This is a genomic window from Geobacillus sp. YF-1, from assembly GCF_052692335.1.
Genome location: NZ_CP199850.1, coordinates 2,297,749 through 2,317,690 on the forward strand (window position 1 = coordinate 2,297,749; position 19,942 = coordinate 2,317,690).

Genomic DNA, 19,942 nt, shown 5'->3' on the forward strand with positions numbered 1-19,942 from the left:
CAACTCTGTCATGTTTTCTATTAAAAGTCAAGTACATCTTTTGGTGAAGAACTACAATTTCTTGCTTATTCCACTAATTAGAAAATAATATAATATATGAATAGGATGTTATTAATCACAAATGTACCAACTAAAATTTTATGGATAGTTGTTTTTTTCTCTCTAGCCCCCAAAAATTTTATTTGGAGCAATAGAAATAGGATATTCAAAAAGGAGGGGAACAGAGTATAAAAATACCTTTCATCACTAATGGACACGACATTTGGATTAAACCAATAAATGAATGGATCGGAATGTTGGATCATGAGAGTAAATAAAATAATAAACCATGAAATAGCTAACAAAATAAGTTTCATGAGAATATTCTCCTTTTCATTTACAACTGTAGATGAGCATGTTTCATTACAATCATTTTCATACTCTAACCTACACCGAGTGAGCCCGCTTCCTTTTGAGAGAGAAAAGCCTCTCGATCGCCAAGTCGATGTTGCTTCTTCCTACCGTCTTGTCATACAGACGAAACGCAAACGGAAACGCTTGCGTGAAGGTGTGCACCATCCGCCAAACGAACAAATGCCCCGAGACCCGTTGGATCGTTGTGAGAGAAAGGCCAGTCACACCTTTGAATGGCGTGGGCAGCCCATGACGAAGGCTTCGTTTTTTGGCCAATCGTGTCATCGATCGAAAGGAACAGGGGTTATTCACTCATCTACAGTTAATGCATAAAAATTATAACAAATAAAAAAATTTTTGTAAATCCATTCTGGTCCTTCACCAAAAGCTGTACTTGATTGTTTCATCACACATTCTTACTGATACATCCACGAAAGAACAGGAAATCCATCATTTTTTGCCTACACCTGTTCAGAGAAGTGCACCGTCTGTCAAGTACACGTTGTGGTGATGAACCATTTTTTGGGGGAGTTATAAAATTGAAGAAAATTATTGTGATCCTGTTGTTATGGTCAATCACGTTGGTTTTTGTCAGCTGCAATTCAAGCAATTCGAGCAATGCAAACCATCCTAACTTATCTATCATTCAAGCTGCTTATGATTCATTATCAGTTTCGGAAAAGAAGGAAATTAATGGAGATTGGAGAGACGCTAATGTAGACGAAAGGGTGGTAACGAAACGAAATGGTTCATTAACTGATCCAAATTATGATGGAAAAGAAGTCTATGTGGTCACTTTTAGTTCTAAAAGAAGCGATGTGTTAGGAGATATTAGTGTTTATGTGTCTAAAGATAAAATGAAAGTAATCGGTAAGGGATATCGTGAATAAAAACGAAGAAATAAAGCAAAACGATGCTTTATTCCTTCGTTTTTTTATTGATTATTGTTTGGTTAGCTGTTTCTCCATGTCGGATAGTGATATGTCTAAATTATCCTTTTCTCCTTTCTCATGGTGGCGCTTAACTTTATTTTGTTTTTCATCAACGATCAATTTCCCTTCAGGAGAGGATAAAAATCGCGCCATGCCAAAACCCCCACCGCCAACCGATGGCGATGGGGGAAACGTCAATAAATCGGTGTGTTGTCTTTGTTCATGTTTTCCAAAATTGCTTTGACGCGGGCGAGGAAGCGGCCGCAAATCAAGCCGTCCAAGACGCGGTGGTCAAGCGACAAGCATAAGTTGACCATGTCGCGGATGGCGATCATGCCGTTTTTGACGACCGGGCGTTTGACGATCGTTTCGACTTGCAAAATGGCCGCTTGCGGGTAGTTGATAATGCCCATCGACTGCACGGAGCCGAACGCGCCGGTGTTGTTGACGGTGAACGTGCCGCCTTGCATGTCTTCCGGACGAAGTTGGCCGGCGCGCGTTTTCGCCGCTAGTTCGGCGATTTCGCGGGCGATGCCTTTGATCGTTTTTTCGTCGGCGTGCTTGATGACGGGAACGAACAACGCATCGTCGGTCGCGACGGCGATCGAGATGTTGATGTCTTTGCGCTGAATGATTTTATCGCCGGCCCAAACGGAGTTCAGCTGCGGGAATTCTTTCAGCGCTTGGGCGACCGCTTTGACGAAGAAGGCGAAATACGTCAAATTGAAGCCTTCACGCCGCTTGAACTCGTCTTTGATCGCATCGCGGTAGGCGACAAGGTCGGTGACATCGACTTCGACCATCGTCCACGCGTGCGGCGCTTCGTGTTTGCTGCGGAGCATGTTGGCGGCGATCGCTTTGCGCACCGGGGTGACCGGAATTTCGACGTCGCCCGCTCCCGCTTCGATCGTTGGCGGCGCTGGCTTCGGCGGCGCTGTCACTGGTGCTGTTTGTGCGGCCGCGGCAGACGGTTGAACGGTTGCGGCGGCCGGAGTCGGCTGTTCCGTTCGCGGCTCGGCTTTTGGCGTCGCTTGTTCCGCCGGTGCCGCTCCCGCTTTCGGAATTTGGCCGGACTCAATCAGCTTCAGCAAATCTTTGCGCGTCACCCGCCCGCCAAGGCCGGTGCCTTCGACTTGTTCGAGGTCAATGCCGTGTTCTTGCGCCAAGCGGAGCACGGCCGGGGAGTAACGGCCGTTGTTGGCCCGGCCGGCCTTTTTCGGCGCCGCTGGCTTCGCGTTGTCTTCCGCTTTCGACGCTTCTTTCGGCGCTTCGTCCGCCGGCTTCGCTTCCGAGCTTGGCGCGGCGCCTTCGACTTCGATCGTGCAAATCGGCGCGCCGACCGGAAGCGTTTCTCCTTCGTTGGCGATCAATTCGCGAATGACGCCGGCAAACGACGACGGAATTTCCGCGCTCACTTTATCGGTGATCACTTCGGCGACCGGATCGTATTTGTTCACTTTGTCGCCCGGGGAAACGAGCCATTTGCTGATCGTGCCTTCGGTGACGCTCTCCCCGAGCTGAGGCATCGTCAATTGTTCGATGGCCACATCGATACCCTCCTATCTCTGTTGCAATGTCTTTGCCGTGACGTCCCCAGCCGCCTACGGTTGGCTTCGGACCATTTTGGCCGGATGCACTTTGGCCGACATCCCGCGCTTTCCCGCTGCCGAAAGGCCGGAGACGCCTTTCGTTCGTCTGTTAAAACGCCGCCAGTTCACGCATCGCTTTTTCCACTTTTTCCGGGTTGACCATAAAGAACTTTTCCATCGTCGGCGCGTACGGCATCGCCGGAACGTCCGGACCAGCGAGGCGCATAATCGGCGCGTCGAGGTCAAACAGGCAATGTTCCGCAATAATGGCGGCGACTTCGCTCATGACGCTGCCTTCTTTATTGTCTTCGGTAATGAGCAGCACTTTTCCGGTTTTGCTCGCCGCTTCGATGATCGCTTCTTTATCGAGCGGGTAGACGGTGCGCAAATCGAGCAGATGGACGGAAATGCCGTCTTGGGCGACGCGTTCGGCCGCCTGCAAGGCGAAATGGACGCACAGCCCGTACGTGATGACGGTGATGTCCTCGCCTTCACGCTTGACGTCCGCCTTGCCGATCGGCAGTACATAATCATCCTCCGGCACTTCCCCTTTAATGAGGCGGTAGGCGCGTTTATGCTCGAAAAAGAGCACCGGATCTTCGTCGCGAATGGCCGCTTTGAGCAGACCTTTCACATCGTACGGCGTCGACGGCATGACGATTTTTAGCCCCGGCTGATTGGCAAAAATCGCTTCCACCGACTGCGAGTGGTACAGGGCGCCATGCACCCCACCGCCGTACGGAGCGCGGATGACGATCGGGCAGTTCCAGTCGTTGTTCGAGCGGTAGCGGATGCGCGCCGCTTCAGAAATAATTTGGTTGACTGCCGGCATGATGAAATCGGCAAACTGAATTTCGGCAATCGGACGCAGGCCGTACATCGCCGCGCCGATGCCGACGCCGACGATCGCCGATTCGGCGAGCGGCGTGTCGATGACGCGCTCTTCGCCGAACTGCTCGTACAATCCTTGCGTCGCTTTGAACACCCCGCCTTTCCGGCCGACGTCTTCCCCTAATACAAACACGCGCGGGTCGCGTTCCATTTCTTCACGAATCGCCATCGTCACGGCATCAATATAGGAAATCACAGGCATCGTCCATTCCCCCTTACTCCTCGGCATACACGTAGCGAAGCGCATGTTCCGGCTCGGCGTACGGCGCTTTTTCTGCGTAGTCGGTCGCTTCGTTTACTTGTTTCATGACGCGCGCTTGAATGTCTTCTTCCAACGCATCCGTTAAGACACCCGTTTCTTTTAAATAGTTGGCAAACGAGACGATCGGGTCTTTGGCGCGCGCTTCGGCGAGCTCTTCTTCCGTCCGGTAGACGCGATGGTCGTCGTCCGACGAGTGCGACGTCAGGCGGTATGTCACCGCTTCGATGAGCGTCGGCCCTTCGCCGCGGCGGGCGCGGTCGGCCGCTTCCTTGACGACGCGGTACACTTCGAGCGGATCGGTGCCGTCAACCGTATAGCCCGGCATGCCGTAGCCAACGGCGCGGTCCGATACGTTTTCGCACGCCAATTGTTTGGAAATCGGCACGGAAATGGCGTACTTGTTGTTTTCGCACATAAAGATGACCGGAAGCTTGTGAACGCCGGCAAAGTTCGCCCCTTCATGGAAATCGCCTTGGTTTGACGATCCTTCGCCGAACGTGACGAAGGCGACAAAATCTTTCTTTTCCATTTTCGCCGCCAAGGCAAAGCCAACCGCATGCGGCACTTGCGTTGTGACAGGCGAGGAGCCGGTGACGATCCGGTTTTTCTTTTGCCCGAAATGGCCCGGCATTTGCCGGCCGCCGGAGTTCGGGTCTTCCGCTTTGGCAAACGCGGCCAACATCAATTCCGTCGGCGTCATGCCGAACGTCAACACGACGCCCATATCGCGATAGTACGGCAGGACGTAATCTTTCGTCCGGTCAAGAGCGAACGCCGCGCCGACTTGCGCCGCTTCCTGCCCTTGGCACGAGATGACGAACGGAATTTTCCCGGCGCGGTTTAACAGCCACATCCGCTCATCGAGTTTGCGGGCGAGAAGCATCGTTTCGTACATTTGCAACACAGTGTCATCGCTTAATCCGAGCGCTTGATGACGATTTTGCGCCATCGGAACAACCTCCCTTAAATGAAAATCGTTTGCCAGTTCCGCCGATGAGCTTGCGAATCTTGCCTTTTTCAGCCCACCCAAACGGGAGAGGGGAGCTTTTCCGCAACGGATGCCCGTCCGCCGAACGAGCAGTGAGCGGCGGTGCTTTTGCTTCTTTCCCCTCTCACGTGCGCCGCTTGGTTCGCTGACCGCTGTCCAGCAAAAACGCGCCTTCGCAAATGACAGTTAAAGTGCATCGCAAACGGGCGCAGCCGGTATCCTTGCAACGGCGCAGCCTTCGCAAAAATGACAGTTAAAAGTGAATCGCCCGGCCATCGACGGCCAGCGCCGCTTCCGCCAAGGCTTCCGAAAGCGTCGGGTGCGGATGGATCGCATGGGCCACTTCCCACGGAGCCGCATCGAGCACGCGGGCGAGCCCGGCTTCGGAAATCAAATCGGTCACGTGCGGCCCGACCATATGGACGCCAAGCAAGTCGTCGGTGTTCCGGTCGGCGACGAATTTGACAAACCCTTCCGCCTCACCGAACACTAGCGCCTTGCCAATGGCTTGAAACGGAAATTTGCCGACTTTGACGTCATAGCCTTTCGCTTTCGCCTCTTGCTCGGTTAAGCCGACCGCCGCCGCTTCCGGACGGGTGTAAATACAGCGGGGCACCATCGTATAGTCAATCGGCGCTGGGTTGCGCCCGGCTAAATGTTCAATGGCGACGATCCCTTCATGGGCGGCGACATGGGCGAGCTGCAAGCCGCCGATGACATCGCCGATCGCGTAAATGTGCGATTCTTTCGTTTGGCCGAATTCGTTCGTTTGAATATACCCCTTCTCGACGACAATCTCGGTGTTTTCGAGGCCGATTCCTTCAATGTTCGCCTGCCGCCCAACGGAAACGAGCATTTTGTCGGCCGCGAACGTTTTCCGCTCGCCTTGATGCTCTGCTTCGATCGTGACGCCGTTTCCTTTCTTGAGCGTTTCCGGCAGCACTTTCGCTCCGGTGACGATGTGGACGCCGCGGCGGCGGAGCAGTTTTTCCATTTCTTTTGACACGTCTTCATCTTCGGTCGGCAAAATGCGGTCGGCATACTCAAGCACGGTGACATCCACGCCGAAATCGTTGAGCATCGATGCCCATTCCATGCCGATCACGCCGCCGCCGACGATCAAGATGGATGACGGGAGCGTCGCCATTTGCAGCGCTTCATCGGACGTCATCACGAATTCGCCGTCCGGCTCCAGCCCCGGCAGCGTGCGCGGACGCGAACCGGTGGCGATGACGACAAACTTCGGAACGAGCATTTCGTTTTCGCTGCCATCGTTCATTTCGACCGACACCGTCCCAGCGAGCGGCGAGAAAATGGATGGGCCGAGCAAACGTCCAGTGCCGGGGTATACATCGATTTTCCCTTTTTTCATCAAATGTTGCACGCCTTTGTGGAGCTGCTCAACAATCGCTGCCTTGCGCGCCTGCACTTTGGCGAAATCGAGGCGCACGTCGCCGGCGATGACGCCAAACGCCTCACCGTTTTTCGTTTGCGCGTACACTTCCGCACTGCGAAGCAACGCTTTGGACGGAATGCAGCCGGCATGCAGGCATGTGCCGCCAAGCTTCCCTTTTTCCACAACGGCCGTTTTCAACCCGAGCTGCGAGGCGCGAATCGCCGCTACATAGCCGCCCGTACCCCCGCCGAGAATGACGACATCGTATTCGTTTGCCATTTCGTGTTCCCCTTTCTGTCCGTTGCTGCCTCAGCGCCGGGCCGAAGCCGGCGCAGCCGCTTCACCGAGATACGTTTTTTCTTTTTCCTCGCCGCGCAAGACGCGAAGCGCCCCTTCCGCTAACGCCTGCAGCTCGTTTTCGCCCGGATGGACGATGACATCGGCGATCCATTGGACGCGGCGGGTGATCTGTTCGACAAACGATTTGCCGTACGCCAGTCCCCCGGTCAAAATGATGGCGTCGACTTTGCCGGCAAGCACGGCGCTCGCCGCCCCGATTTCTTTCGCCACCTGGTACGCCATCGCCTCATAGACGAGCTTCGCCCGTTCGTCTCCTGCTTCGATCATCGCTTCCACTTTGACGGCATCGTTCGTGCCGAGGTAGCCGACAAGCCCGCCTTGGCCGACGAGCATGCGCATCACTTCCTCACGGTAGTATTCGCCCGAGAAGCATAAAGCGACCAAATCGCCAGCCGGCACCGTCCCGGCGCGCTCTGGGCTGAACGGGCCTTCGCCGTCAAGGCCGTTGTTGACATCCACTACCCTTCCTTGCTTGTGGGCGCCAACCGTAATCCCGCCGCCCATATGAGCGACGATCAAGTTGAGTTCGTCATACCGTTTGCCAAGCTGGCGGGCGACGCGGCGCGCGACCGCTTTTTGGTTGAGCGCGTGGAAAATGCTGCGCCGCTCAATGAGCGGAAACCCGCTGATCCGGGCGAGCGGCTCGAGTTCGTCGACGACGACCGGGTCGACGATAAACGCCGGAATGTTGAGCGCTGAGGCGATTTCATGCGCCAAAATGCCGCCGAGGTTGGAGGCGTGCTGGCCGGAATACCCGCGCCGCAAATCGTCAAGCATCGCCTCATTGACGCGGTACGTTCCGCCTTCAATCGGGCGGAGGAGCCCGCCGCGGCCGCAGACAGCGCTCAACTTCGATAAATTGATCCCTTCTTCATCGAGCGCTTGCAAAATCGTTTGCTTGCGGAACTCATACTGGTCGGCGATCGTTTGATATCGCCGAAGCACGTTCGCCTCATGGCGGATCGTTTTTTCCAGCAATGGCCGTTCGTTTTCAAAAACGCCGATCTTCGTTGAAGTCGAGCCTGGGTTGATCGTTAAAATGCGAAACTTCCGCTCTTGCATCGTTGCTGTCCCTCCGTTGACCGCCGCGGGGCGGCAAGCCGCCCCTTCCCGCCTTCAGCGGGCGCGGCGGCGGCTTAAAATATGATGGCCGTTTTGCAAAAACTGGCTGCGCGCTTTGCGCATCGTTTCAATCCGCTCTTCGGCCATCCGGTCAGCCGCCACGTACGTTGGAATGTTGTCGCGCTTGGCGATCGCGAACACTTTTTCGATGTTGTCATAAATTTGCTCGATTTTTTTCATCGCCCGCTCGCGGTTGTAGCCGTACAGCTCATCGGCGACATTGATGACACCGCCGGCGTTGATCACATAATCCGGAGCGTACACGATCCCCATCTCGTGAATGATGTCGCCGTGACGCGGCTCTTTCAGCTGGTTGTTCGCCGAGCCGGCGATCACCTTCGCCTTCAGCTGCGGAATCGTTTGGTCGTTGATAATGCCGCCGAGCGCGCACGGGGCGAAAATGTCGCACTCCACACCGTAAATGTCGTTCGGGTCGACCGCTTTCGCCCCAAATTCCTCGACCGCGCGCGCCACCGCTTCCTTGTTGATGTCGGTAACGATGAGTTTCGCTCCTTCTTCATGCAAATGGCGGCACAGATGGTAAGCGACATTGCCGACGCCTTGGACGGCGACGACTTTTCCTTCGAGTGAATCGCTGCCGAACGCTTCTTTCGCCGCCGCTTTCATCCCGCGATACACACCGTAAGCGGTGGCCGGCGACGGGTTGCCGGATGAGCCGAATTCCGGCGAAATGCCGGTGACATAGTCGGTTTCTTGATAGATGATGTCCATATCGGCGACGGTCGTGCCGACGTCTTCCGCCGTAATGTAGCGGCCGTTCAACCCTTGAATGAAGCGGCCGAACGCACGGAACATCGCCTCGTTTTTATCTTTGCGCGGGTCGCCGATGATGACCGTCTTGCCCCCACCAAGATTCAACCCGGCGGCCGCGTTTTTGTACGTCATGCCGCGCGCGAGGCGCAACGCGTCTTCAAGCGCTTCTTCTTCCGAATTGTACATCCACATGCGCGTCCCGCCGAGCGCCGGGCCGAGCGTCGTGTCATGAATGGCGATGATCGCTTTCAGCCCTGACTCTTTATCTTGGCAAAACAGCACTTGCTCATAATCGTATGTTTCCATATATTTGAACAATTCCATCTCAGATGGCCTCCCTCTTTTTTATTTCGCTGCTGAACAGATGGCAAGGGCGAGCGAATACAATTTGCTTTCGGCCGAGTCGGCGCGCGATGTCAAAACGATCGGCGCCTTCGCCCCGGCGATGACGGCCCCGACGTTGGCTTTGGCAAAATAGACGAGCGACTTGTACAGCATGTTGCCGGATTCAATGTCCGGCACAAGCAAAATGTCCGCCTGTCCGGCCACATCGCTTTCAATCCGCTTATGTTTCGCTGCCGCCATCGACACCGCGTTGTCTAACGCAAGCGGCCCGTCAAGCAAACAATCGCCGATTTGCCCCCGCTTTTGCATGATCGCGAGCGCGGCGGCATCAAGCGTTGCCGGCATGGCGGGATTGACCGTCTCCACCGCTGCCAGCGCCGCGACTTTCGGGCGCTCGATGCCGATGGAACGCGCGATGATGACGGCGTTGTTCACAATTTGCACCTTTTGTTCCAAATCGGGGGCGATGTTCATCGCCGCATCGGTGACGATGACAAGCCGGTCAAACGCCGGCACGTCAAACACCGCGACATGGGACAACACCTTTCCGGTGCGCAGTCCGTACTCTTTGTTCAAGACGGCTTTCAGCAGTGTCGCTGTCGGCACATGCCCTTTCATCAACGCATCGGCCTCGTTCAAATGGACGGCGCGCACGGCCAGCTCCGCCGCTTGCCCGACCGAATTCGCATGAACGATCTCCACATCGGGAAAGCGGGCGCACCCCTTTTCCCTCAACAATCGGGCGATCCGGTCGCGATCTCCGTAAAGCACAAACCGGCCAAGGCGATGTTGTAGCGCCATCGCCACCGCCTCGATCACTTCTTCGTCCTCCGCCGCCGCCACCGCCACCGTTTGGCTCTGGCGCCGGCTTGCCTCTTCGATTAACGATTCGAGCTTCATCGTCTACACCAACCTTTTTTGCCTATCGTGCTGCACGATAATCTATGCAAAAACTATGCCAACACCAAAACAATGAAAGCGCTTTAAACAAACCATTTTTCCTTCATTGGTATGTGCAACTTTTTTCTTACTACGAAAATTATTGCATGCTTTTTTTATCAAGTCCGTATTTTTCCAACTTATAGTATAAATTGCGCACCGAAATGCCAAGCGCTCGGGCAGTCGCCGTTTTGTTGCCGCCATGGCGGCGGAGCGCCTGTTCGAGCAGCCGCGCCTCATAGCGCGCCACCATTTCATCGAGCGGACGCAATTCTTCTTCGCTTTCGCCGTCGAATGAAGGAGAGGAGGACGGCGCTGTCAACGGCGGCAAATGAAGGACGTCAATCATCACCTCATGAAATTTCATGAAAATCATCGCCCGGCCAAGCACATTTTCGAGCTCCCGGACATTGCCCGGCCAATCATAGGCCAACAGCTGCGCCATCGCTTCGTCCGTCACCCCTTCGACATTGCGCCCGTAATCTTGGTTCAGCTTCTGGATCAAATGTCGGCAAAGGGCCGGAATATCTTCCTTGCGGGCGCGCAGCGGCGGAATGGAAATCGGCATCCGGTTGAGCCGATAGTATAAATCTTCGCGAAACGCGCCAGCAGCGATCGCTTTTTCCAGATTGACGTTGGTCGCGGCGATGACGCGGACGTTGATCGGAATCGGCTTCGTCCCGCCGACGCGAACGATTTCCCGCTCCTGCAAAACGCGAAGCAGCTTCGCTTGCGTGCTCGCTGATAATTCACCAATTTCGTCAAGAAAAATGCTGCCGTTGTTCGCTTCTTCAAACAGCCCGCGCTTGCCGCCGCGCCGCGCCCCGGAAAACGCTCCTTCCTCGTAGCCAAACAGTTCGCTTTCTAATAATGTTTCCGGAATGGCGGCGCAATTCACACGGATAAACTTGTTATACTTTCGATCGCTGGCGTTATGAATGGCGTGGGCGAACAGCTCTTTGCCGGTCCCCGATTCCCCGCGCAATAAAATCGTTGCCGGCGTTTTCGCCGCCAGCTTGGCTTGCTCAATCGCCACTTTCATTTCTTCCGACTCGCCGATAATATCGGCAAACGAATATTTCGCCTCAAGATTGCGGATAATTTGCCGCGCCCGGTTGAGCTCCGCCGTCAGCCGCTGAATTTCCGAGACATCATGGATGACGCCAACACTTCCTTTCAAGACGCCATCGACGATAATCGGCGCGACATTGACGATGACGTCCCGATTTTTGGGGCCGACTTTCATGCGCGCCCCGCGCACCGGGCGGCGCGTTTTCAATACTTGCATATGCATGCTTTCGCCCTCGGCAATATCGGCGGTCGCCGGCTTGCCGATCACATCTTCTTCCTTCAAACCGGTAAGCCTCGTGTAGGCCGGATTGATCAAAATGCCGTTTCCGTTCTCATCGACCACGGAAATCGCTTCTTCCGATGAATGAATGATCGCTTCAAGCATCATCCGAACTTCCTTTAAATCGGTAATTTCCTCGGCTAAGGCGACAAGTTCAGTGACGTCTTTCAATACGGCGAGCGCCCCAAACAGTTGGCCGCTGTCATCGATGATCGGCATGCGGGTCGTGATTAATTTTTTGCCATTGGGAAGCTCGACTTCTTGGTGAAACTCCGTTTGCCGGGTTTTCAGAACACGCGGCAGCCCGCTCGACGGCAAAACGGTGAGGATGTGCTTGCCAATCGCTTCCTGTTTGTCAAGCGCGAGCAACTCCGCGGCGCTTTCGTTCATATCGGTGACGTACCCATATTCATCGACAACGATCATGCCGTCATGGGACGAATGAAAGATGAGGGCGCGCCGGGCTGCTTCGCTTTTCAGCTTGGCGATCAACGCTTCTTTCTCTTCGACCAACTCCGCCATCATGCGGGCAACGGCGCTTGGGACGATGTTCACCCCGTTTGGCGCCAAGTCACGAATCTCCTCAAGCACCTCGGCTCTCCCCGTTGTTTCAATAATCAAATCGAGCGGCTCTCTCAACCACGGCCGCCAGTCGCTGGCCGCGGCGATGCCCCACTTTTTCGCCAGCTGCAGCCCCGGAGCGTTTTCATCGACATCGACGACCGCCTTCACCTCAAACCCCGACGCTTCATGAAGCAGCTTCAGCAGCGATGTTCCGCGCGCATCGGCCCCGACGATCACAACGTTCTTCATTCGCTCCACCACACTTCGCTATATGTCAATTTTTGCAGACACTTTTATCATACTTGATTTCCTCTTTCCTTGACAAATCGGGGATAACCGTTATGATAATCGATAAAGTCCATTTTGTCGGAAAGGAATGCGATCGCGATGGAGCGAATCATGGCGCTGTTGATTTTAGTCATTCCTGGCCTTGGCGCGGCGCTTGGCATTAAATGGATGCGCGATGCGTTGTTCGGCATCAGCGATCCGCCGTTCGCGCTTTTATGGCTGCAATTTTTCGCAGGATTTTTGCTGTTTGCCGCCGGACTGGCGTTTATCGGCGGATTTGTATTGCATCATGACCGAAAGCGGAACAAAGTGCAGACGCGTTTCCAGCGCCGCCGCAACACTCGTTCGGAGAGCTGAAAAAAAAACGCCTTACCTCTTCGGTCAAGGCGTTTCCTCTCTCGCTTGCTGCTTTGCAAATAGCCGCCCGGATGGCCGCGCGCATCGAGTCAAGGCGTTTCCTCTTTCCATTGCTTCGCCTGTTGCGGGTAGTCGGTGAAGATGGCGTCAACGCCGTAGGAAAACATCGTTTTCATCGCGTTTCGCTTATTCACCGTAAACGGGCGCACCGCCACCCCGCGCCGCCGCGCTTCCGCCGCCCATTTCGCCGTGACGGTTCGATAATGAGGATGCAAGCCATCCGCTTTCATGACTCGCACATACGTCCATGGATCATGGAGCGGGTCGATCGACAAAAGCGCCGTCTCCATGTCGGGAGCCAGCTCTCGACAAAGGCGCATGCTGTTATGGTTGAACGATGACAAAATCGTCCGCTTCTCAAGCCCGTAGCGGCGCACGAGGGCGATCGTTTTTTGCTCGAGCTTTTCGTAAGCGATCAAGCTGTTTTTCAACTCGATGTTGACGGCCAGCGGAGTGGGCGCCAACCACGCCAACACTTCTTCCAAATGAGGAATGGGGCAATGACCATACCGCCCCCGCCATGTCGCCGCCGCGTTCAGCGCCCGCAGTTCGCGGTACGTCATGTCTTTCACCCAGCCGCTTCCGTCCGTCGTTCGGTCGACCGTTTCATCGTGAATGACGACCACTTCGCCGTCCTTGGTGAGCTGCACATCGAGTTCAATGCCGTCCGCTCCCACGTTTGCCGCCTCGATAAACGCCACCATCGTATTTTCCGGGTGTGTGCCTGCCGCTCCCCGATGGGCAAAAATCAAGGTCATTCGTTTCCTTCCTTTCGCATTCGTTCGCCCGTCAGCCAACAAGCTGGCCGAAACGAGCAGTGATCCGTTATACTATTGTCATACATATGAACGAATGAGGTGAGATGATGCAGCCATTACGAATTTCGCTGGAAACGGCGCAAAAGTTGGCCAAGGCGCTCGGCGTGCCGATCGAGCAGATCATGCATATGCCGCCGCACATTCTCATAAACAAACTGCGTGAATGGGAGCAAAAAGAAAAACGATCCGGTTCCTCCTAACCGTTTCGCTCTTCCAAACGAAGCCGGCGGTGCCGCGTAGGCCTGCCACCAAGCGGCGGTGCAGCGGCTCGGCTTGGGCAACGATGGGCAAAAAACGCATTCGGTTCCTCGGGCCGGTTCTGTACGTTTGCGATCCGCTCGGGCAACGATGAGCAAAAACACATTCGGTTCCTCGGGCCGGTTCTGTACGTTTGCGATCCGCTCGGACAACGCGATGAGCAAAAACACATTCGGTTCCTCGGGCCGGTTCTGTACGTTTGCAATCCGCTCGGGCAACGATGGGCGAAAACATAGTCGGTTCCTCTGCAAGAAAAGGCGCCCCCACGGACGGGGCGCCTTGACGATGCCGCGCCGTTTTCCCCTCGTCGCTCACGACGCCTTATGCTCAAGCCGCAGCTTATCGGCCACCATGGCGATGAATTCCGAGTTGGTCGGCTTGGCTTTCGAAACGCTCACCGTATAGCCAAAGAGCGAGGAAATCGATTCGAGGTTGCCGCGGCTCCAAGCGACTTCAATCGCGTGACGGATGGCGCGTTCAACGCGGCTGGCGGTCGTATTGTATTTTTTGGCGATGTCCGGATACAACACTTTCGTAATGGAGCCGAGCAGTTCGATATCGTGATACACCATCGCGATCGCTTCACGCAAATACAAATAGCCTTTAATATGGGCCGGAACGCCGATTTCATGAATGATGCTCGTAATGCTCGCGTCCAAGTTTTTCGGCTTATTGTCGCGCGTTTGGTACGCTGACAGCGGCTTTTTGACGATCGGCGTCGTTTTGCCGTGAATTTGCCGGATATGATGGACCAAGTTTTCCATATCAAATGGCTTTAAAATGAAATAGGAGGCGCCAAGTTCCACCGCCTTTTTCGTGACGTCCTCTTGCCCGAACGCCGTCAGCATAATTACGTTCGGCTGATGTTCGAAATGGGTGCGAATTTTCTCGAGCACCGCCAACCCGTCCAAATGCGGCATAATGATGTCGAGAAGCAACATGTCAGGCCGTTTTTCCTCCAGCATGCGCAAGCATTCTTGGCCGTTGTATGCCGTTCCAATCACTTCCATGTCCGGTTGACTGGAAATATATTCATCAAGCAATGTCACCAGTTCCCGGTTATCGTCGGCAATGCACACTTTAATGCTCAAATGAATCGTCCTCCCCCGCATTTTGTTGCTATGTAGCATTCCGTTAACGTACATTCGACAACAACAGCGGAAAATCCTTTTATTTTTTTGAAAATAAAATTATAACAAAAAACGGGTCGATTAGACAATGTTCGTTTTTCGAAAAAAGAGGTTTGTCGAAAAATCGTGATCCCACCTCCATTCTAACGGATGTTTCACCAAATATCTATGCAAAAATGGCCATATTTTTGCTCGTTTTTTTCTTTATTTTCGCTTGTCCTTCGCACAGCCGGGCGGTTGGGCAAGCCGCGACAAAAAGCGAGCCGACGATCGTCAGCTCGCTTTCTTTTGGTTGCCATATAGATCGATTCCTGCCTGCTGAAGCATCCATTCGATATGGACGCCGTAGCCGGATGTCGGGTCATTGACGAACACGTGCGTGACGGCGCCGACAAGTTTGCCGTCTTGGATGATCGGGCTGCCGCTCATCCCTTGGACGATTCCCCCTGTTTTCTTCAACAAACGCGGGTCAGTGACGCGAATCACGAGGCCTTTGGTCGCCGGAAATTTCTGCGGAATGGTGCTGACAATTTCCACGTCAAACTGTTCGACTTTGTCGTTTTCGACCACCGTCAGCATTTTCGCTGGCCCTTCCTTCACTTGACTCGCCAAAGCGACAGGAATCGGCTTGGTGATCGGACCATCCGGCAGCGGTTTCGTCAGTTTGCCGAAAATGCCGAATGGGCTGTTGACGGTGATGGTGCCGATCACTTCCTCCCCGTCGGCAAAACGGGCCAATTTTTCGCCGGGATTCCCGCTCGTTCCTTTTTCAATCGAGGTGACGGTCGAACGCATGATTTGCCCATTTTGGACAACGATCGGCTTTTTCGTGTCCATGTCGGAAATGACGTGGCCAAGCGCCCCGTACGTTTTCGACTTCGGATCATAAAACGTCATCGTTCCGATGCCGGCGGCTGAATCGCGGATATAGAGGCCGATGCGGTAGACACCATCGTGTTTGTCTTTCAGCGGAACGAGCTTCGCCGTCATGGCGTGCTGATCGCGCAGGATTTGCAGATGAAGCGGTTTTCCTGTTTTTCCGGCTTCCTCAATGAAAGGGGAGAGGTCGCTCATGTTTTCAATTTTTTGGCCATTGATGCCGGTAATGATGTCGCCGACTTGGATGCCGGCCGCTTCGCCCGGCGATTGTTTTCCATGGTCGGTTTCAACAAGATGGTAGCCGACGACAAGAACGCCGACCGTATTGAGCTTGACGCCGATCGATTGCCCGCCGGGAATGACTTTGAGCGTCGGCAGCACCTTGACATCCACTTGCTTAATCGGCATCCCGGCGACTTCAAGCACCATTGTTCCTTGTCCGCGCCGTTTCGCCTTGACTGCCAATGAACCGTTTTTCTGCTCGACTTCGAGCGTTTCGGGAGCGTTTTGCACATTCACGGCCGCTTGCGCTGGAAGGGAGGCGGTGTTCCATTTGACCGCATCACCTTCAAACAGAACAAGCTGTTTCGGGATTTGCCAATATTCCTTCATCGGCTTGGACAACCCGATGGCCGTTATGATGCCAAGGAGCAGCACTCCTGTGATTGTTCGCGCCATCTCTTTCTTCAATGTCGTTCACTCTCCTCGCTCCCGCCTACACCATGCAAAAACGGTTACAGTTTTAATTTTGCCTGAACGGGGGAAAATATAATCGCCGCCAACATAAAAAAGCTGCCCGGAATGGATGTTGCATCCGGGCAGCTCGCACGTCCAAAACCGGCCCGCCTCAAGCGACCAAAAGCCGGGCCTTTCTTTGTTTTCTTTTCGCCCTTGACCGGGCATTTCAACGTGAATTCCTCTCCTCGCCGGGCGGCTTATTGTTTCATTTTCGCCGCCAATTCGAGCAGCTCTTTGGCGTGCCGTTTCGTCAATTCCGTCATCTCCACGCCGGAAATCATGCGGCCGATCTCTTTCACTTTTTCTTCTTCATCCAGCTTTCTCACGACCGTTTTCGTCCGCTCCCCGTCCGTTTCCTTGGCGATCAGCAAATGGGTGTCGGCCATCGCCGCGACTTGAGGCAAGTGCGAAATGCACAGCACTTGCGACTGGTTGGCGATGCGGTAAATTTTTTCCGCCATCGCTTGGGCGACGCGGCCGCTCACCCCGGTATCGACTTCATCGAAAATGATCGATGTGACGCCTTGATGCTTGGAAAAAATCGTTTTTAGGGCGAGCATGATGCGCGACAGCTCGCCGCCGGAAGCCACTTTCGCGAGCGGTTTCAGCGGTTCGCCGACGTTCGTGGAAAGGTAAAACTCGACAACGTCGACGCCGTCTTCGTGAAACTTGACCGGCACGCCGTCGACCAGCGGGGCGTCAAGCGGGCCTTCCCGCTTCGCAAAGACGATGTCAAACTTCGTTTTGTCCATATACAAGTCTTTCAGCTCTTGGTGAATGCGCTCGCACAACTGCCGGGCGTGCGCCTGCCGAACGTTGGTCAGCCGCTTCGCCTCGGCGAGCAATTCATCGGTTACCACAGCCAGCTGCCGCTCGAGCTCGTGCACATGCGTTTCGCGGTTTTCGATCGCTTCGATTTCTTCGGCGATCGTCTCGGCATATTGCAAAATGTCGGCGATCGTCGCCCCGTATTTCCGCTTCAGTTGTTGAATGTCGGCGAGGCGGCTTTCAATGGCATCGAGCCGCAGCGGGTCATACTCGAGCTCCTCGAGCTGATCGCGCAGCTTGTACAGGACCTCTTCGAGCAAATAGTAGCTGTTCGCGGTCGCATCGTGCGCCTCTTTGAGGGCGGCGTCCATGGCGGCGACATCGGCGAGCTGGCGCATCGCTTCCCCGATCGAATCGAGACCGCGGCCCTCGCCGGCTAGCGCTTCATAGCTTCGCTGGATCGCCGTGTAAATTTTTTGGAAGTTGGCGATGCGCACTTTCTCTTCCATCAGCCGTTCGTCTTCGCCCGGCTCGAGCGCCGCCTGCTCGATTTCGCGCAGCTGAAACGTCAGCAAATCGAGACGATGCGCCATTTGCTGTTCGTTTTCACTCAGTTTTTTGATTTTTTTCACCAATGTTTCGTACCGCTCATATACAGCGCGGTAAGCGGCGAGCGCCGCCGCCGTTTCAGCGCCGCCAAATTCGTCGAGCAGCGGCAGATGGCGCGCCGGGTCCATCAGCTCTTGATGTTCGTGCTGACCGTGGATGTCCACCAACGTCGCCCCGATTTCGCGCAAGGTCGCCGTCGTCACCAGTTTGCCGTTGATGCGGCAGACGCTTTTTCCATTGGCTAAGATGTCGCGACGCAGCACCACCATTCCATCGCTCACATCAATGCCGGCATCGGCGCATGTTTGGCAGCACGGATGGCGGTCATCGTCAAGCAAAAACAGCCCTTCGATTTCTGCCTTTTCCGCGCCGAAGCGGACGAATTCGGCGGAACCGCGGCCGCCGATCAACAGATGAATCGCATCGATGATGATCGATTTGCCCGCCCCGGTTTCCCCGGTCAACACGGTCAGTCCTTTGTCGAACGACAGCGAGAGCGACTCGATAATGGCAAAATTTTTAATCGACAGTTCCGCGAGCATTCCATCACTCCTTGCCTGTCCGATCCGTTCTCCCTACCCATTATAGCACATATGTTCGAATCGGTGAACCGATCGCTTTGAACATTCGTCTCATCAACGGCTTTTTAGGGGGCCGGTGATTGACTCACGCAACCGCTTCTTGGAATCGTTTCTCAAATAGAAAAACTGGCTGCATCAGCTTCTATGTTCACGCGTTCCATCATCGATCAAGGCAAACAGCGGTTTTTCACCAACCTTTTAGAGCATGGAAAGCAGCTGGCGGGATACTTTGTTCGCGTCTTTCGACGTCCGGCAAATAATGAGGCACGTATCGTCACCGCAAATCGTTCCGACGATTTCGTTCCAATCCAAATGATCGAGCAGGACGCCGATGGCATGGGCGTTGCCCGGCAGCGTTCGCAACACGAGCAAATTGCCCGCCCCATCGAGCTTGACAAACACATCGACAAGCGCCCGCTTCAGCTTTTGCAGCGGATTGAAGCGCTGGTCAGACGGCAGGCTGTATTTGTACCGTCCGTTGGCCATCGGCACCTTGACAAGCTGCATCTCTTTAATATCGCGCGAGACGGTTGCTTGCGTCACGCGAAAGCCGGCTTCCCTCAGCCGGTCAACGAGCTCGTCCTGCGTCTCGATGTCGTTGTTCATAATGATTTCGCGAATTTTAATATGCCTTTGTCCTTTGTTCACATTCGGCCACCTCCTGCTCTTTCCGCGATGAAACCGGTTCTGTAGCCCGCCTACTGGCCGCTTCCCTGCACCTCTCCAGCGCGCAAACAGGCATGCGCCTCGCTCACCACATCCGCGATCGGCGCTGCTAGGCGGTTTTCTCCCTCTCGGTCTTCACCGGGATAGACGGCGTGCAGCAAAAACTCAATGTTGCCGTCACCGCCGGTGATCGGCGAATACGACAGATGAACGACGTCAAACCCTTGCTGGCAAGCAAAGCGAACGATCGATTCCAACACGTCTTGATGAATGCGGGGGTCGCGGACGATGCCTTTTTTGCCGACGTGCTCCTTACCGGCTTCAAACTGGGGTTTGACAAGGGCGACGACATCGCCGCCGGGCACGAGCACCGTTTTGACAACCGGCAAAATGAGGCGAAGCGAAATAAATGATACATCAATGACGGCCACTTCCGGCAGCCCCTTTGTAAACAAGTCGGGCGTCACGTAACGAAAGTTGGTCCGCTCCATCACGACAACGCGCTCGTCTTGGCGCAGCTTCCAAGCGAGCTGGTTGTAGCCGACGTCCACGGCATACGACAGCCTCGCCCCATGCTGCAAGGCGCAGTCGGTAAACCCTCCCGTTGACGCCCCGATATCGAGAACGATTTTGTTTTCGATATCGATTTGAAAGTCGCGCAGCGCCTTTTCCAGTTTCAAACCGCCGCGGCTGACATACGGGAGCGGATTGCCCTTCACCTCGAGCGGGATGTCGGCCGGCACCTTTTCCCCCGGTTTTTCGAGCCGGACGCCGTTCGCATAGACGAGCCCGGCCATGACCGCCCGCTTCGCTTTTTCCCGCGTTTCCGCCAACCCTCGTTCCACGAGCAGCACATCGATTCGTTCTTTTCTTTCCTTCATCGT

Annotated in this window: 19 protein-coding genes and 1 pseudogene; 3 read left to right on the forward strand and 17 right to left on the reverse strand. The window is 54.8% G+C overall.

The genetic code is table 11. The features are described 5' to 3' along the window. Positions 1-441: 441 nt before the first annotated feature. Positions 442-697: pseudogene (locus ACTVIM_RS11380) on the reverse strand (IS701 family transposase); the annotation flags it as partial. Between the two features lie 235 nt (positions 698-932). Here ACTVIM_RS11380 and ACTVIM_RS11385 point away from each other — a divergent pair. Further along, complete coding sequence (locus ACTVIM_RS11385; protein ID WP_445612664.1) at positions 933-1,283, forward strand: hypothetical protein; 351 nt, start codon at positions 933-935, stop codon at positions 1,281-1,283. 51 nt (positions 1,284-1,334) lie between these two features. Here ACTVIM_RS11385 and ACTVIM_RS11390 read toward each other — a convergent pair whose 3' ends face one another. The 9 genes from ACTVIM_RS11390 to ACTVIM_RS11430 form a co-directional block, all read right to left on the reverse strand. After that, positions 1,335-1,478 (reverse strand): hypothetical protein, encoded by a 144-nt coding sequence (locus tag ACTVIM_RS11390; RefSeq protein WP_445612665.1) that lies wholly within the window; start codon positions 1,476-1,478, stop codon positions 1,335-1,337. A gap of 41 nt (positions 1,479-1,519) precedes the next feature. Continuing rightward, positions 1,520-2,872, reverse strand: a complete 1,353-nt coding sequence (locus ACTVIM_RS11395; protein ID WP_445612666.1) for a dihydrolipoamide acetyltransferase family protein — start codon at positions 2,870-2,872, stop codon at positions 1,520-1,522. Between the two features lie 151 nt (positions 2,873-3,023). Then, positions 3,024-4,007, reverse strand: coding sequence for an alpha-ketoacid dehydrogenase subunit beta (locus ACTVIM_RS11400; RefSeq protein ID WP_021322378.1), 984 nt, complete (start codon positions 4,005-4,007; stop codon positions 3,024-3,026). 13 nt (positions 4,008-4,020) lie between these two features. Next, positions 4,021-5,016, reverse strand: a complete 996-nt coding sequence (locus ACTVIM_RS11405) for a thiamine pyrophosphate-dependent dehydrogenase E1 component subunit alpha (RefSeq protein WP_445612667.1) — start codon at positions 5,014-5,016, stop codon at positions 4,021-4,023. A 292-nt stretch (positions 5,017-5,308) separates the two neighbouring features. After that, a complete protein-coding gene (gene lpdA, locus ACTVIM_RS11410) occupies positions 5,309-6,730 on the reverse strand; it encodes a dihydrolipoyl dehydrogenase (RefSeq protein ID WP_445612668.1) in 1,422 nt (473 codons plus the stop codon). Positions 6,731-6,760: 30 nt separating this feature from the next. After that, entirely contained in the window at positions 6,761-7,873 is a 1,113-nt protein-coding gene (buk, locus tag ACTVIM_RS11415; protein WP_445612669.1) for a butyrate kinase, read from the reverse strand. Positions 7,874-7,927: 54 nt separating this feature from the next. Then, entirely contained in the window at positions 7,928-9,031 is a 1,104-nt protein-coding gene (locus tag ACTVIM_RS11420) for a leucine dehydrogenase (protein ID WP_033009431.1), read from the reverse strand. A gap of 21 nt (positions 9,032-9,052) precedes the next feature. Next, positions 9,053-9,952 (reverse strand): phosphate butyryltransferase, encoded by a 900-nt coding sequence (gene yqiS / locus ACTVIM_RS11425; protein WP_445612670.1) that lies wholly within the window; start codon positions 9,950-9,952, stop codon positions 9,053-9,055. A gap of 139 nt (positions 9,953-10,091) precedes the next feature. Then, complete coding sequence (locus ACTVIM_RS11430) at positions 10,092-12,155, reverse strand: sigma 54-interacting transcriptional regulator (protein WP_445612671.1); 2,064 nt, start codon at positions 12,153-12,155, stop codon at positions 10,092-10,094. 138 nt (positions 12,156-12,293) lie between these two features. Here ACTVIM_RS11430 and ACTVIM_RS11435 point away from each other — a divergent pair, with 138 nt between their 5' ends. After that, the gene (locus tag ACTVIM_RS11435; protein WP_445612672.1) at positions 12,294-12,551 is read left to right on the forward strand and encodes a DUF2627 domain-containing protein; all 258 of its coding nucleotides are present in this window, start codon (positions 12,294-12,296) and stop codon (positions 12,549-12,551) included. 89 nt (positions 12,552-12,640) lie between these two features. Here ACTVIM_RS11435 and ACTVIM_RS11440 read toward each other — a convergent pair whose 3' ends face one another. Beyond that, the gene (locus ACTVIM_RS11440) at positions 12,641-13,369 is read right to left on the reverse strand and encodes a glycerophosphodiester phosphodiesterase (protein ID WP_445612673.1); all 729 of its coding nucleotides are present in this window, start codon (positions 13,367-13,369) and stop codon (positions 12,641-12,643) included. Between the two features lie 107 nt (positions 13,370-13,476). On the opposite strand from ACTVIM_RS11440, the gene ACTVIM_RS11445 reads away from it, so the two are divergent. After that, positions 13,477-13,629, forward strand: coding sequence for a YycC family protein (locus ACTVIM_RS11445; RefSeq protein WP_445612674.1), 153 nt, complete (start codon positions 13,477-13,479; stop codon positions 13,627-13,629). A 369-nt stretch (positions 13,630-13,998) separates the two neighbouring features. On the opposite strand, the gene spo0A is transcribed toward ACTVIM_RS11445, so the two are convergent. The 6 genes from spo0A to ACTVIM_RS11475 form a co-directional block, all read right to left on the reverse strand. Next, positions 13,999-14,817, reverse strand: a complete 819-nt coding sequence (gene spo0A / locus ACTVIM_RS11450; RefSeq protein WP_172418799.1) for a sporulation transcription factor Spo0A — start codon at positions 14,815-14,817, stop codon at positions 13,999-14,001. A gap of 273 nt (positions 14,818-15,090) precedes the next feature. After that, complete coding sequence (gene spoIVB / locus ACTVIM_RS11455; RefSeq protein ID WP_445612675.1) at positions 15,091-16,386, reverse strand: SpoIVB peptidase; 1,296 nt, start codon at positions 16,384-16,386, stop codon at positions 15,091-15,093. Between the two features lie 44 nt (positions 16,387-16,430). Beyond that, on the reverse strand, positions 16,431-16,604 hold the full coding sequence (locus ACTVIM_RS11460) for a hypothetical protein (RefSeq protein ID WP_445612676.1): 174 nt from the start codon (positions 16,602-16,604) through the stop codon (positions 16,431-16,433). A gap of 27 nt (positions 16,605-16,631) precedes the next feature. Further along, entirely contained in the window at positions 16,632-18,353 is a 1,722-nt protein-coding gene (recN, locus tag ACTVIM_RS11465; RefSeq protein ID WP_144975353.1) for a DNA repair protein RecN, read from the reverse strand. A gap of 237 nt (positions 18,354-18,590) precedes the next feature. Continuing rightward, a complete protein-coding gene (gene ahrC / locus ACTVIM_RS11470; protein WP_033019362.1) occupies positions 18,591-19,040 on the reverse strand; it encodes a transcriptional regulator AhrC/ArgR in 450 nt (149 codons plus the stop codon). A 50-nt stretch (positions 19,041-19,090) separates the two neighbouring features. Then, positions 19,091-19,939, reverse strand: a complete 849-nt coding sequence (locus ACTVIM_RS11475) for a TlyA family RNA methyltransferase (RefSeq protein ID WP_033019360.1) — start codon at positions 19,937-19,939, stop codon at positions 19,091-19,093. Positions 19,940-19,942: the final 3 nt, after the last annotated feature.

Excerpts from the sequence above, each read along its gene's own strand:
- ACTVIM_RS11390 (WP_445612665.1), bottom strand. The coding sequence starts at position 1,478 with ATGGCGCGATTTTTATCCTCTCCTGAAGGGAAATTGATCGTTGATGAA.
- ACTVIM_RS11400 (WP_021322378.1), bottom strand. The coding sequence starts at position 4,007 with ATGCCTGTGATTTCCTATATTGATGCCGTGACGATGGCGATTCGTGAA.
- ACTVIM_RS11405 (WP_445612667.1), bottom strand. The coding sequence starts at position 5,016 with ATGGCGCAAAATCGTCATCAAGCGCTCGGATTAAGCGATGACACTGTG.
- lpdA (WP_445612668.1), bottom strand. The coding sequence starts at position 6,730 with ATGGCAAACGAATACGATGTCGTCATTCTCGGCGGGGGTACGGGCGGC.
- buk (WP_445612669.1), bottom strand. The coding sequence starts at position 7,873 with ATGCAAGAGCGGAAGTTTCGCATTTTAACGATCAACCCAGGCTCGACT.
- ACTVIM_RS11420 (WP_033009431.1), bottom strand. The coding sequence starts at position 9,031 with ATGGAATTGTTCAAATATATGGAAACATACGATTATGAGCAAGTGCTG.
- yqiS (WP_445612670.1), bottom strand. The coding sequence starts at position 9,952 with ATGAAGCTCGAATCGTTAATCGAAGAGGCAAGCCGGCGCCAGAGCCAA.
- ACTVIM_RS11430 (WP_445612671.1), bottom strand. The coding sequence starts at position 12,155 with ATGAAGAACGTTGTGATCGTCGGGGCCGATGCGCGCGGAACATCGCTG.
- ACTVIM_RS11435 (WP_445612672.1), top strand. The coding sequence starts at position 12,294 with ATGGAGCGAATCATGGCGCTGTTGATTTTAGTCATTCCTGGCCTTGGC.
- ACTVIM_RS11440 (WP_445612673.1), bottom strand. The coding sequence starts at position 13,369 with ATGACCTTGATTTTTGCCCATCGGGGAGCGGCAGGCACACACCCGGAA.
- ACTVIM_RS11445 (WP_445612674.1), top strand. The coding sequence starts at position 13,477 with ATGCAGCCATTACGAATTTCGCTGGAAACGGCGCAAAAGTTGGCCAAG.
- spo0A (WP_172418799.1), bottom strand. The coding sequence starts at position 14,817 with ATGCTACATAGCAACAAAATGCGGGGGAGGACGATTCATTTGAGCATT.
- recN (WP_144975353.1), bottom strand. The coding sequence starts at position 18,353 with ATGCTCGCGGAACTGTCGATTAAAAATTTTGCCATTATCGAGTCGCTC.
- ACTVIM_RS11475 (WP_033019360.1), bottom strand. The coding sequence starts at position 19,939 with ATGAAGGAAAGAAAAGAACGAATCGATGTGCTGCTCGTGGAACGAGGG.